Annotated in this window: 12 protein-coding genes; 10 read left to right on the plus strand and 2 right to left on the minus strand. The window is 70.9% G+C overall.

The window, feature by feature from the left end; translation table 11 throughout:
• Positions 1–6 precede the first annotated feature (6 nt).
• Positions 7–174, minus strand: a complete 168-nt coding sequence (locus ACWD12_RS35975) for a hypothetical protein (protein ID WP_358364660.1) — start codon at positions 172–174, stop codon at positions 7–9.
• Positions 175–839: 665 nt separating this feature from the next.
• On the opposite strand from ACWD12_RS35975, the gene ACWD12_RS35980 reads away from it, so the two are divergent.
• From ACWD12_RS35980 to ACWD12_RS36005, 6 genes are all read left to right on the plus strand, one after another.
• Positions 840–4796, plus strand: a complete 3957-nt coding sequence (locus ACWD12_RS35980) for a nitrate- and nitrite sensing domain-containing protein (RefSeq protein ID WP_450103110.1) — start codon at positions 840–842, stop codon at positions 4794–4796.
• Positions 4793–5215: a roadblock/LC7 domain-containing protein gene (locus ACWD12_RS35985; RefSeq protein ID WP_231778306.1), complete on the plus strand. Its 423-nt coding sequence runs from the start codon at positions 4793–4795 to the stop codon at positions 5213–5215. The genes ACWD12_RS35980 and ACWD12_RS35985 overlap by 4 nt, the downstream gene beginning before the upstream one ends.
• Positions 5107–5586 (plus strand): DUF742 domain-containing protein, encoded by a 480-nt coding sequence (locus ACWD12_RS35990; protein ID WP_358364656.1) that lies wholly within the window; start codon positions 5107–5109, stop codon positions 5584–5586. The genes ACWD12_RS35985 and ACWD12_RS35990 overlap by 109 nt, the downstream gene beginning before the upstream one ends.
• A complete protein-coding gene (locus ACWD12_RS35995; RefSeq protein ID WP_231778304.1) occupies positions 5567–6160 on the plus strand; it encodes a GTP-binding protein in 594 nt (197 codons plus the stop codon). Before ACWD12_RS35990 ends, ACWD12_RS35995 begins: the two co-directional genes overlap by 20 nt.
• Positions 6161–6760: 600 nt before the next feature.
• Positions 6761–7276 (plus strand): hypothetical protein, encoded by a 516-nt coding sequence (locus tag ACWD12_RS36000; RefSeq protein WP_450103111.1) that lies wholly within the window; start codon positions 6761–6763, stop codon positions 7274–7276.
• A gap of 357 nt (positions 7277–7633) precedes the next feature.
• Entirely contained in the window at positions 7634–8224 is a 591-nt protein-coding gene (locus tag ACWD12_RS36005) for a hypothetical protein (RefSeq protein WP_450103112.1), read from the plus strand.
• A 296-nt stretch (positions 8225–8520) separates the two neighbouring features.
• Here ACWD12_RS36005 and ACWD12_RS36010 read toward each other — a convergent pair whose 3' ends face one another.
• The gene (locus ACWD12_RS36010; RefSeq protein WP_231778302.1) at positions 8521–9246 is read right to left on the minus strand and encodes an IclR family transcriptional regulator; all 726 of its coding nucleotides are present in this window, start codon (positions 9244–9246) and stop codon (positions 8521–8523) included.
• Positions 9247–9408: 162 nt separating this feature from the next.
• On the opposite strand from ACWD12_RS36010, the gene leuC reads away from it, so the two are divergent.
• From leuC to ACWD12_RS36030, 4 genes are all read left to right on the plus strand, one after another.
• Positions 9409–10830 (plus strand): 3-isopropylmalate dehydratase large subunit, encoded by a 1422-nt coding sequence (gene leuC / locus ACWD12_RS36015; protein WP_358364954.1) that lies wholly within the window; start codon positions 9409–9411, stop codon positions 10828–10830.
• Positions 10831–10835: 5 nt separating this feature from the next.
• Positions 10836–11462 (plus strand): 3-isopropylmalate dehydratase small subunit, encoded by a 627-nt coding sequence (leuD, locus tag ACWD12_RS36020; protein WP_450103113.1) that lies wholly within the window; start codon positions 10836–10838, stop codon positions 11460–11462.
• A 184-nt stretch (positions 11463–11646) separates the two neighbouring features.
• Positions 11647–11964 carry an SCO5555 family protein gene (locus ACWD12_RS36025; protein ID WP_358365294.1) on the plus strand — a complete coding sequence of 106 codons (318 nt, stop codon included), beginning with the start codon at positions 11647–11649 and terminating at the stop codon, positions 11962–11964.
• 78 nt (positions 11965–12042) lie between these two features.
• Positions 12043–12645, plus strand: a complete 603-nt coding sequence (locus ACWD12_RS36030) for an HU family DNA-binding protein (protein WP_450103114.1) — start codon at positions 12043–12045, stop codon at positions 12643–12645.
• Positions 12646–12841: the final 196 nt, after the last annotated feature.

Here is a 12841-nt window from a genome sequence, read left to right on the forward strand (position 1 = left end):
GGTGCGTCAGTTCTGCTGCTCCATGACGTTCGTGCGGCGCGGGTTCGCGGTGGGGCCGGTCTCCAGCGGCACGGGCGTGGTGTCCTCGTCGAGGCCCTCGGGGCGGACCGGCACGGTGTCGAGCTGCGTACGGCGCGGGTTGGCGGTGTTCGTACGGTGGGTGCTCAGGCTCATGACGGAGTTGTCCGCCCTTTCGAATCGGGTGGTCGGTCGGGTGTGCACGCATGCGGTCGACGCGTAGGGTCGACCGGGTCGGCAGGCACGCCGGGCACGCGTGGTGAATCCACGCCGCCGATTGCGCGCGGCCTCTTGAATATCAAGGTTACTGATGGTTACGTCAGTCGGGCCCCGTTCTCCGGGGCCGGGCAAAGGCTACGATTGCCGAAGTTTCACGCACGGTGCTGTGACAATTGCAGTGAGTAACCGAGTTCCCCACGGAACCTGTGATTTTCACCTCTGTGGATTCCAGCCAAACCTGGGTCCTTATGTCCGATTGCGACCGGTAATAACGGGTCAAACCTGGGCGAAGGGATTGTCTGGCCCAGTTCTCTGGAATCCGGATTTTTCCGGACCCCGCTATCTTGTTGCGGCCTCTGGGCTGTGCTGAAATGCGTGCGACCACGGGGGTGGTTCCCAAGCGAGGTCCCGCCCGGGATCTCCGCACACAAGCCTCGCCGATCCGGCGGGTCAACGACTGGTCACAAGAGGTTGCGAAGCTAGTGCAGGGACGTCGGAAGAGGCAGCAGGAATCCGCGGAAGCCCCGGCCGCTGTCGGGCCCGCAGACATGCGCCCACCCCAAGAGCTCACCGCCAGTCGAGCCCCGCAGGCTCCTTCGCGGTTGAAGCTGCTGTTCTCCATCAAGAACTGGCGCATCCGTACGCGCATCACCGCGCTGCTGCTGCTGCCCGTCATCGTCGCGGCGCTGCTCGGCGGACTGCGCATCCAGTCCGCCGTCGACACGACCCGCGAGATGGACGTCGTGCAGAAGGCCGGCGCGGTCATCGACGAATCCACCACGCTTGTCGGCTTCCTGGAGGAGGAACGCGACTTCAGCGCCTACCCCCTCGCCCGAGGGGACAAGGCCGAGAAGGTCCCCGAGATCACGACGCGCTACCAGCGCACGAACGAGCAGTTCGAGCGCTTCAAGGCCGCCGTCGCCAAGATGGACCTCGAGGACCTGCCGCTCATCGAGTCCACGGTCCGCGTGGTCTCGGAGAAGATGAACGGCCTGGCGAACATCCGCAAGAACGCGTACCTGACGTACCCGTTCAGCACGGTGAAGGCCTACCAGGAGATCATCGAGGCGCTGCTGTCGATCAACCAGCAGGCCCCCGAGATCACCCGAGACCCCGGTCTGGTGCAGGGCGCCCGTGCGCTCGGCCTGTTCGGTGAGCTCAAGGCGCAGATCTCCGCGGGCCGTGCGATCGGCGCCGCATACGGCGGACGCCCCGAATTCCCCTACGCCGACGCGGCCGAAGGCTTCAAGAGCCTGCTGCAGGGCGGCCAGGACGACGCGATCCTGGCCTTCCAGGCGGTGGCGACGCCCGACGAGAACCGCCGGTACGCCGACGTCTTCAGCGCCGGCAAGGGCAGCGACGTGGCCGCCATGCTGAACGCGATCGCCACGCACATGGTCGCCACGGACGACCGGGGGCTCCAGACCGTCGTCAGCGGCCTCGGCGGGACGCCGGGCTATGAATCGCCCGAAGCCTGGTACAAGCTGGCCAGCGACTACCTGTCGCACATGATGCAGCTCGAGACCCAGATGGGCGACCAGCTGCTCGACAAGGCCGACAGCCTGCGTGACGAGGCCCGCAAAGACGCCCTCGTCAACACCGTCCTCGTCGTCGCGGCCCTGCTCTTCACGATCATCCTCGGTGTGATCGTGGCGCGTTCGCTGGTCCGCTCGCTCAACACCCTGCGCCGCAGCGCTCTGGAGATCGCCGAGCAGCGGCTGCCGGAGACGGTCCGCCGCCTCGCGGAGTCCGAACCCGGGGACGTCGATCTGAGCGTCGAGCCGATCGGTGTCGCGACCCGCGACGAGGTCGGCCAGGTGGCCCGCGCGTTCGACGCCGTCCACACGGAGGCCGTCCGGCTCGCGGCCGAACAGGCCCTCCTCCGCGGCAACGTCAACTCGATGTTCGTCAACCTGTCGCGCCGCAGCCAGAGCCTGATCCAGCGTCAGCTCGCACTCATCTCCGACCTGGAGAACCGCGAGGCGGACCCCGACCAGCTGGCGAACCTGTTCAAGCTCGACCACCTCGCCACCCGTATGCGCCGCAACGGTGAGAACCTCCTGGTCCTCGCGGGTGAAGAGCCGGGCCGCCGCTGGACGCGCCCCGTCCCGCTGGTCGACGTACTGCGCGCCGCGGCATCCGAGGTGGAGCAGTACGAGCGTGTCGAACTGGGCGCCCTGCCGACGACCGACATCGCCGGCCGCGCCGTCAACGACCTCGTGCACCTCCTCGCGGAGCTGCTGGAGAACTCGACCACCTTCTCCAGCCCGCACACCAAGGTCCGCGTCACCGGCCACATCCTCCCGGACGGCCGCGCGCTCATCGAGATCCACGACAACGGCATCGGCCTGACCGGCGACGACCTGGCGGACGCGAACCAGCGCCTCGCCCGACCGCCCGTCGTCGACGTCTCCATATCCCGGCGCATGGGCCTCTTCGTGGTCGGCCGCCTGTCGACCCGACACGGCATCCGCGTCCAGCTGCGCCCCGGCGACGGCGGCGGTACGACCGCGCTGGTCATGCTGCCGATCGAGCTGATCCAGGGCGACCGCCCGGGCGGCAACTGGGACAAGTCCAACGGCCGCGCGGCCGTCGCGCCGGGCTGGGAGCCCGACGCGCTGACCGCGTCGCAGGAGATGCAGGCGCTGCCCGCCGCCGCGGCCGGACCGCAGCGTCCCGGTCCGGAGGCCGGGCGCAGCGAGGCGCCCCGCCCGCTTCCGCAGCGGGCCGGCCAGGCGCCGCAGAACGGCGCGTACGAGCCGGCGTCGGCGTTCGCCGAAGGCCCGGCCACACACGACACCCCGTTCCCGGGCACGCCGTTCCCGCAGCAGAACGACGCGGACAACCCGTTCGCGCCGGTCGCGCCGCAGGCACCGCGCGCCGAGGACGCCCGCCCGGTCGACGGCGGAACCGCGCAGTTCGCGTCGCCGTTCGCGCCGGAGCAGCCGCAGCACCAGACCGGTCAGCACCAGAGCCCGTACCAGACCGGGCAGCACCAGACCGGGCAGCACCAGATCGGTCGGCCGCAGACGGGCCAGCACCAGGCCGGTCGGCACGAGAGCGGGCAGCAGTCGCCCTACGACCGTCCGCAGTACGACCAGCAGCAGCCGGCGCAGCAGCCGTTCGGCGACTACGCGCAGCCCAGCGCGTACGCCCGACCGGACTACGAACAGCCTTACCAGCAGCCGCGGTTCGACCCGGAGCCCACCGAGCACGGCGGCACCGACCGCGGTCAGGGCGGCGGCCTGCCGCGCCGCGGCGACCAGGACACCGGCGCGATGCCGATGGCCGAACCGCCGCAGCAGCAGCGCGCGTCCGCGTGGTCCGGCCCGGAGTACGACAGCCTGTCGCCGGTCGCCCCGCCGCCGCAGATGCCGGCCTACGAGGCACCGCAGCGCCGCACCGAGGCGCCGCGCGTTGACCCCAGGACCGGCGCGGACGGCCAGGGTCAGCGCGACCCCGGCGCCCGTCCGCCGCAGCCCGGTTCCGGCGACGCGCTGCCCGCGCTGCGCACGCCGAATTCCCCGGTGCGCCAGCAGCAGCCGGCGCCGCAGCAGGCCGACGCCCGGACCGCGCAGCAGGACCCGCGGGCGCTGTACCAGGACGGCCGCCAGCAGCAGGGCCGCCCCGCTCCAGCCCAGCCGGAGCCGCAGCAAGCCCGCGGCCTGCCCGCGGCACCACAGCACCAGGTGCCCCAGCAGCTGCCGCAACAGCCTCCGCAGCACCGGCAGTTGCCGGCGCAGCCGGAGCCGCTCAACGCACTCGACGACTCGGTCGCGCTGCCGCAGGCGATCGAGGACGAGCGGTCGCCGATCTTCGAGACCCTCGAGTCGGACTGGTTCCACCGTCGGACCGGCCGCGGCGGGCGTATGCGCGCCGCGCAGGTGCGCACCTCGCGCACCGAGGCCGACGACGCCGCGGGTTCGCTCGCGGCAACCGAATCGCAGGGGTTGGACCGGCGGACCCCGGGAAGCACCAACCCGCCGCTGCCGCAACGTGATTCGGAGCAGGCGCAGCTGCCCCGGCGTTCCCACGCGGGACCGGCCGCACCGGCCGAGACGCAGGGGATTCCGCAGCAGCCGCTGCGCCAGGCGGCGCACGCCGCCCCGGTGGAGCAGCCGCAGCAGCCCGCCGCGCCGCAGCCGGGTCGGCCGGCCGCGGAGCAGGCGCCGTCCGGGTGGTACTCGGCCGGCGACGAGGGTTGGCGGGCGGCCGAGGCCGCGCGTGAACCCGCTTCGGGCGGAACGACGACGGCCGGCCTGCCGCGCCGCGTACCGCGCGCCAACCTGGTTCCGGGCGGTGTCGGGGGCACCGCGCCCCAGGCACCCGGCCCGGTCCCCGGCACCCGCACCGGCGGTCCCGCCGCGCCGCTCACCCCGGGAACTCCCCGTGGCGCGGCGCAGGTTCCGCAGGACGGGGCGTCCGGCCTGTCGCGCAACCCGGACGACGTCCGTGGTCGACTGACCAACTTCCGCCGAGGCATTCAGCAAGGTCGCACTGCCGGGGCCGGGGGAATGGCCCCGCAGCCTCGTGACGAGAACAACCAGGAGCAGGCATGACTGAGTTGAGCCAGGCCGCGCAGAACCTGAACTGGCTGATCACGAACTTCGTGGACAACACCCCCGGTGTCTCCCACACGGTCGTGGTCTCCGCGGACGGCCTGCTGCTCGCCCTGTCCGAGGGCTTTCCGCGGGACCGAGCCGACCAGCTCGCGGCCGTGGCATCCGGCCTGACCAGCCTGACGCAGGGTGCGTCCCGCATCTTCGAGGGCGGGCACGTCACGCAGACGGTGGTCGAGATGGAACGGGGCTTCCTGTTCATCATGTCGATCTCCGACGGGTCCTCGTTGGCCGTGCTGGCGTCGCCGGAGTGCGACATCGGCCTCATCGGCTACGAGATGGCCCTGCTGGTCGACCGCGCCGGCACGGTCCTCACTCCGGCCCTTCGCGCGGAACTCCAAGGTGCCCTGCCGCGATGACGCATCCGGAGATGTCCGAACACGGCGACCAGGAGTTCCACGAGACCCTGGTACGCCCATATGCCATGACGGGTGGCCGCACCAGGCCGCGGTACCAGCTCGCGCTGGAGGCCCTGGTGACCACCACGCCCCAGGTGGCGAATCCACCTGGCCTGCTGCCTGAGCACCAGCGCATTTGCGACTTGTGCCGGCAGGTCAAGTCGGTCGCCGAGATTTCGGCCCTGATCTCCATCCCCCTCGGCGTCGCCCGCGTGCTTGTCGCGGACCTCGCCGAGGCCGGACTCGTGGTCATCCATCAGCCGGGGAACGACCAGGGGCAGCCGGACGTGACGCTGCTCGAAAGGGTGCTCAGTGGACTTCGCAAGCTCTAGCCCGGGACCGGTCCCGGCGCCGCGGTCCTCCACGACCTCAGCCAAGATCGTCGTGGCCGGCGGCTTCGGCGTGGGCAAGACGACGCTCGTGGGGGCGGTCTCGGAGATCGCGCCGCTGCGTACGGAGGCCGTCATGACCTCCGCCAGCGCGGGGATCGACGACATCGCGGCCACGCCCGACAAGGGAACCACGACGGTCGCGATGGACTTCGGCCGCATCACGTTGGACGAGGACCTGATCCTGTACCTCTTCGGTACACCGGGTCAGCACCGGTTCTGGTTCATGTGGGACGACCTGGTCCGCGGCGCCATCGGCGCCGTCGTCATCGTGGACACCCGCCGCCTGGCGGACTGCTTCCCCGCGATCGATTACTTCGAGAACAGCGGGCTGCCGTTCATCATCGCCCTCAACTGCTGGGACGGTGTGCAGACGCATCACGCGGACGACGTGCGCGAGGCGCTGCAGATCGGCCCCGAGACGCCGATCGTCAGCTGTGACGCGCGGCGCCGCGAGTCGGCCAAGTCGACGCTCATCACGCTCGTCGAGCACGCGCTGATGGCGCGACTGCGCTGATCGCGGTCCGGGGGAGTTCTCCCGGACCATCGTGTCGGACAACGGAGTCGGGCGGGTCCTGCGTGGACCCGCCCGACTCCGTTGTCCGTTGCGGGTCCGGAGAGCCGGTACGCCGCCGCTCTGCCGCGCTCTGTCCTGCCGCGCTGTGTCCTCCCGCGCTGTGTCCTCCCGCGCGTTCCGCCGGTCACGGGCAGCGGGCGGCGTACGACCGGACCGTCGTCTGTGCGGCCCGCCCGAAGACCTCCCGCCGGACCACCTGCGGGCCGTTCCCGGGGAAGGCCCAGCCGGGGTACGCGGTTTGCCGACCGTGGCGCGGTTCGTGCGTCGCGCGGGGTACCGCAGAGCGGGCGGACGGGGCTTCCGGGGCGTCTCGGCTGTGTTCCCGACGAACCCTCATGATCGCCCCAATCCCGGCATGACCCGCGAAGCTGCCTGCGGCAAAAGTTTCACAGCTTGGTGACAAGGTCATGTATCGCGGACCCCGGAACCCCCATGCACTGCTGTGCGTTGCTACTGTCGTGGCGACGGATTCCGTTGCCCAATTGATATGCGGCTGATCGCGGGCGCGGAGCGGGCACGGCGGACTGAGATGGGGGTTCGGTGGACGACAACAGCTGGCGCGCTGCGCAGGCCGCGCGTGAGCCTGTGGTGGAGGGCCTGACGCACTCGGGGCTGCCCCGGCGCATGCCTCAGGCGAACCTGGTTCCGGGGGCCGCGGTGGACGCCGTTCCCGGGCTCGCCCCGGGCATCCCGCTGGGCCTGTCGCGGGATCCCCAGGATGTGCGCACCCGGCTCGACAGCTTCGTCCAGGGACGCGAACAGGCCCGTGCGGGAGCGGAACCGCCGCTTCCGGCCGTACCCCCGAACCCGATGACGGCGCCCAGCCCGCTGGCCACCGCATCGGTCCAGAAGCCGCTGACCAACAAGCCCGCGCAGCCTGCCGAGCCGACGCCGCGCAGGGCCGCGCCCGCGGCCCAGCCCAAGCGCATTCCGGCCGCCCGCAAGCCGCAGCAGGCCAAGCCGGCGAGGCCGAGCCGGCCCGCGCCGAACACCGGTGCCGCGTCGTCCGACGAGCCGTGGGGCGACGGCTGGAAGACCTTCAGGCCGGGGCACTGACGCGCGGCACTTGACCACTCCGTGACCATCCCGTAACCGCCCGCATGCCCCTCCGGGAGTGTGCGGGCGGACGGCGGTCGGAGCCCTGCCGACGGCAGTTGCGTCCAGTTCGTCGAAGGTCGGTTCTCCTCACAGGGAAACGCACGGTACAGCGACCGCCGTTGCCTCCCGAGCCGGATTTGCCTATGCGGAAAATCCGTCCCGCGGACCGACGTTCGCGCATCGACGCACGAGCCGATCGGCAACGCCCCGCGTACCCGCATCCCTCGAACGCCCGGCCAACGCCCGGCCCGCCGTGCGACCGCGGCACATCATGCGCCGTACCGTTCGTCCGGTGCCCGCGTCTCGGGAGGTCGAATGCGCTCCAACGCCCCGGATACCTACGAACTGCACCACCAGCCGGGATGGCACTTGGTCAAACCGATCGTCGCGGGTGCCTTTTGCGGCCTGGTCATCGTCCTCGGAGTGGTGGGCGGGGCGTGGGTCGTAGTGGCGGGAGCCGTGGCGTGCGCGTTTGGCGCCGTCCTTTGGCTGCGGAGCGAGTTGGACCACGGGGTCGTGTTCCGTCTGGACGCCCACGGCCTCACGTTCCCCGCTCCGCTCGGCGTGATTCCGCTGACCGTGCCGTGGAGCCAGGTCGAGTCCTTCGTCTGCCTGCCGAGCTCCGATCGGACGCACCGCGTGGGCGTGGTTGCGGTGCGGGCCTGGCATGACGCCGTAGGGCCGGTCACGTGGGGCGCGGCGGGGAGTTTCGAGGCGCGCTTCCAGGAACGCATCCAGGAACGCATCGATCGAGAGTTCGGCGCTCCCGTGGCGGCGACGACCGCGGTGTGGCGCGGCGGCGCCCGCCATATCCGGGAACTCGCCGACGTGGTCGCCCACTTTGCTCCACACGTGCCGTTCGCACATGCACCCCACGGCCTGTGCCGCGTGAGGGTCCGCCGATGAGCGGCCGCATCGCCGTTCGGCCGTCGCGTCGTCCGCGGCACCCGAATTGAGCCCCCATGGGTGAGCGGCTGTACAGCCTTTCGGTCGCCTCGTTGTCCACAGAAACCGAAATGAGCCCCCACTTCAGGGGGTTGTAGCACGAATGCCGCAGGTCGTGTCTCGGTCTGTCCACGGGCCTTGCGTCGGCGTGTCCGCGGGTCGTGCGTCGACCCGTACTGCGGCAGCGCATCCGGTGGCAATGCCTCCGGTGGCGGCCCGGGGTGGGATTGGTGTCAGGCCCGGGCCGCAAGCCGGGGTCAGACGTCCACCTGGGCCTTGCGCAGTGCGTCGGACAACTTCGCGGCGGCCTCCATGACGGCCTGCGCGTGCAGGCGGCCCGGGTGGCGGGTGAGGCGCTCGATCGGGCCGGACACCGAAACGGCGGCCACGACGCGGTTGCTGGGTCCGCGTACGGCGGCCGAGACAGAGGCGACGCCGGGCTCGCGCTCGCCGATGCTCTGCGCCCAGCCGCGGCGGCGTACGCCGGACAGCGTGGTCGCGGTGAAACGCGCACCCTGGAGGCCGCGGTGCAGGCGCTCCGGCTCCTCCCACGCGAGCAGGCACTGCGCGGCCGAGCCGGCCTTCATCGGCAGCGTGCTGCCCACCGGGACGGTGTCCCGCAGGCCGGAGAGCCGCTCGGCGGCGGCGACGCATACGCGCATGTCGCCCTGGCGCCGGTAGAGCTGCGCGCTCTCGCCGGTGACGTCGCGCAGGTGCGCGAGCACCGGGTGGGCCGCGGCCAGCAGGCGGTCCTCGCCCGCGGCCGCGGCGAGCTCCGCGAGGCGCGGTCCGAGGACGAAGCGCCCCTGCATGTCCCGGGCGACGAGACGGTGGTGTTCCAGCGCCACCGCGAGGCGGTGCGCGGTGGGTCGGGCCAGTCCGGTAGTGGCGACAAGCCCCGCCAGCGTCGCGGGACCGGCTTCGAGCGCGGCCAGCACGACAGCGGCCTTGTCGAGCACGCCGACTCCGCTAGAGTTGTCCATGCTCTGATATTGCCGTCTCGAATGACGAGACGCAAGTCCGTTTTGGACGGCTCAGGTGGCAGAGTTCGGACCGTGGGCGCACACGCTGCGGGTGGGCAGCCGGGATGCGACCGCGGAACACGACACAGGAAGTCGGCAATGACGCCGACCGGAGGGACAGCGATGGGACGGACACTCGCGGAGAAGGTCTGGGACGCACACGTCGTGCGTCGCGCTGAAGGAGAGCCGGACCTGCTCTACATCGACCTGCACCTGCTGCACGAGGTGACCAGCCCGCAGGCCTTCGACGGCCTGCGCCAGGCCGGGCGCCCGGTCCGCCGGACCGATCTCACGATCGCGACCGAGGACCACAACACCCCCACCCTCGACATCGACAAGCCCATCGCGGACCCGGTGTCCCGCGTCCAGTTGGAGACGCTGCGCCGCAACGCCGCCGAGTTCGGCGTGCGCATCCACTCGCTCGGCGACGTCGAGCAGGGCGTCGTGCACGTGGTCGGCCCGCAGTTGGGCCTGACCCAGCCCGGCATGACCGTGGTGTGCGGCGACAGCCACACGTCGACGCACGGCGCTTTCGGCGCGCTGGCGTTCGGCATCGGCACCAGCCAGGTCGAGCACGTTCTGGCCACGCAGACGCTGCCCATGGCGCCGTTCAAGACCATGGCCGTCACCGTCAACGGCGAACTGCCCTCCGGGGTCACGGCCAAGGACCTGATCCTCGCGGTGATCGCGAAGATCGGCACGGGCGGCGGACAGGGCTACGTCATCGAGTACCGCGGCGAAGCCGTCCGGAACCTCTCGATGGAGGGCCGGATGACCGTCTGCAACATGTCGATCGAGGCGGGCGCCCGGGCCGGCATGATCGCGCCCGACGACACGACCTTCGGGTACCTGAAGGGCCGCGACCACGCGCCGCAGGACGCGGACTGGGACGCCGCGGTCGAGTACTGGGCGTCGCTGAAGACCGACGACGACGCGACGTTCGACCACGAGGTGGTCATCGAGGCGTCCGAACTCACGCCGTTCGTCACGTGGGGCACCAACCCCGGCCAGGGCGCGCCGCTGTCCGCGAACGTGCCCGACCCGGCGTCGTTCGACGACCCGTCCGAGCGCAGCGCCGCCGAAAAGGCCCTGGAGTACATGGGCCTTACGGCCGGACAGGCGCTGCGCGACATCAAGGTCGACACGGTCTTCATCGGCTCGTGCACGAACGGCCGTATGGAGGACCTGCGCGCGGTCGCGGACATCCTGCGCGGCCGCAGGATCGCGGACGGCGTGCGCATGCTCGTCGTGCCCGGGTCCGTACGCGTCTCGCTGGAGGCCGTGAGCGAGGGCCTGGACAAGGTGTTCACCGAGGCCGGTGCCGAATGGCGGTACGCCGGTTGCTCGATGTGCCTGGGCATGAACCCGGACCAGCTGGCCCCGGGCGAGCGCAGCGCGTCGACCTCCAACCGCAACTTCGAGGGACGGCAGGGCAAGGGCGGCCGTACGCACCTCGTCTCGCCGCAGGTCGCCGCCGCCACCGCGGTCCTGGGCCACCTGGCCGCCCCCGCCGACCTCGATGCCGCAGTGCCCGCAGGAGTCTGATCGCCATGGAACCGTTCACCACCCACACCGGTACGGCCGTTCCGCTGCGCCGCAGCAACGTCGACACCGACCAGATCATCCCGGCCCACTGGTTGAAGAAGGTCACCAAGACCGGCTTCGAGGACGGGCTCTTCGAGGCCTGGCGCAAGGACCCGGCCTTCGTGTTCAACCAGCCGGAACGCGCCGGCGCCACGGTCCTGGTCGCCGGACCGGACTTCGGCACCGGTTCGTCGCGCGAGCACGCGGTCTGGGCCCTGCAGAACTACGGCTTCAAGACCGTGATCTCGTCCCGCTTCGCCGACATCTTCCGCGGCAACTCGCTGAAGGGCGGCCTGCTGACGGTCGTCCTGCCGCAGGAGACGGTCGACCGCCTGTGGGCGCTGACCGAGGCCGACCCGACCGTCGAGATCACCGTCGACCTCATCGAGCGGCAGGTCCGCGCGGGCGACGGAGACGCCGCCGTCGTCGCCGATTTCGAGATCGACGACTACACGCGCTGGCGGCTGCTGGAGGGTCTCGACGACATCGGCCTGACCCTTCGCCACGAGGCGGACGTCACCGAGTTCGAGGCCGGCCGGCCGTCCTGGCTGCCGCGTACGCAGAACGCCCGAGGTTCGCGGACGACCGCCTGACCTGCGTCGGGAGGGCCGAACGAGGTCCGTCCGACTGACTGATTCAGGCCACCGGGAGGGCAACCCCGGGAAGAGCCAACTGCCTTGCGGAAGCGGCGGAGTGCACCTGCACTCCGCCGCTTCCGGCTTTTCCCGGACGGGGCAAGAGCGTTCCCCCGATCCGGCCCAACAGGCCCATTGTCGGATGAGCTGTCACAATCACGGTGTGGACCAAGCAGCGCATCCCGACAGCCCCGACGAAGTCCGGCTATACGCCGAACTCGCCACCCGGTTGAAGGAGGCGCATGCGCGAGTGCGTAAGCTCGACATACCGGACGGCGCGAAAGTGGCGCTGGTTCGCCGCCTCCTGGTCGTCACCGATGCCGCAAAACACGATCTGGCGGACGCCGCACGGCGTCTGACCAAGCTCATGGATGAGCTCGACGAGGACCCCGCGCTCGCCGCGGACACCGCCGAGGTCTGTAATCCGTTGCGACACAAGGGTGATTCGTCCGTTCGGTAATTGCTTCAGCACAATTGGGCGCTTAGCGTGCCCAATGCCGGACTATCTGATACGGCATCGGTTTTCGAAGGGGAAGACGTGAACAAGGCTCAGCTTGTCGAGGCGGTCCAGGACCGACTGGGTGGCCGTACGGCTGCCGCAGAAGCGGTGGACGCCGTCCTCGACGCCATCATCCGCGCGGTCGCGGGCGGAGACCGCGTGTCCATCACGGGGTTCGGTTCGTTCGAGAAGGTCGAGCGTGCCGCCCGCTACGCGCGCAACCCGCAGACCGGTGAGCGCGTCCGGGTCAAGAAGACCGCGATCCCGCGCTTCCGTCCGGGCCAGGGCTTCAAGGACCTGACCTCGGGCACCAAGAAGATGCCGAAGTCCGGGAGCGCGGCGGCCAAGGCCAGCCCGACCCCGCGTCCCGGCAGCGCCAAGCCGGCTCGCAAGACGGCCGCCAAGGCGACGACCCGTACGGCGGCCCGCAAGACCACGGCTGCCGCGAAGCCCGCCGCGACCCGGAAGACGGCTGCCGCCGCCAAGCCGGCCGCGACGCGCAAGACGGCCGCCGCCAAGAAGGCCACCACCGCGAAGAAGGCCACCACGGCCAAGAAGGTCGCGGCGAAGCCGGCTGCCAAGAAGACCGTGGCGAAGAAGACCACGGCCAAGAAGACGGCGACCAAGCGCGCCGCGAAGTAGCAACCGCGCCAACCCCGGCGCGGGATCCCGACCCGAGGTCCTGAATCCGGGATCCACACCGGGCCCGGCAACGGTCCCGAGCACGGCCGGACCCGAACCGGAACACGCAACGCGCGACGGGCCGGACCCTCATTCGAGTGTCCGCCCCGTCTCCGTCGCCTGTGCGGAACGCGGGGTTCCGGACGCGCGACGGGCC

This window comes from Streptodolium elevatio, assembly GCF_053592165.1.

Excerpts from the sequence above, each read along its gene's own strand:
- ACWD12_RS35975 (WP_358364660.1), bottom strand. The coding sequence starts at position 174 with ATGAGCCTGAGCACCCACCGTACGAACACCGCCAACCCGCGCCGTACG.
- ACWD12_RS35985 (WP_231778306.1), top strand. The coding sequence starts at position 4,793 with ATGACTGAGTTGAGCCAGGCCGCGCAGAACCTGAACTGGCTGATCACG.
- ACWD12_RS36005 (WP_450103112.1), top strand. The coding sequence starts at position 7,634 with ATGCGCTCCAACGCCCCGGATACCTACGAACTGCACCACCAGCCGGGA.
- ACWD12_RS36010 (WP_231778302.1), bottom strand. The coding sequence starts at position 9,246 with ATGGACAACTCTAGCGGAGTCGGCGTGCTCGACAAGGCCGCTGTCGTG.
- leuC (WP_358364954.1), top strand. The coding sequence starts at position 9,409 with ATGGGACGGACACTCGCGGAGAAGGTCTGGGACGCACACGTCGTGCGT.
- leuD (WP_450103113.1), top strand. The coding sequence starts at position 10,836 with ATGGAACCGTTCACCACCCACACCGGTACGGCCGTTCCGCTGCGCCGC.
- ACWD12_RS36025 (WP_358365294.1), top strand. The coding sequence starts at position 11,647 with ATGAGCTGTCACAATCACGGTGTGGACCAAGCAGCGCATCCCGACAGC.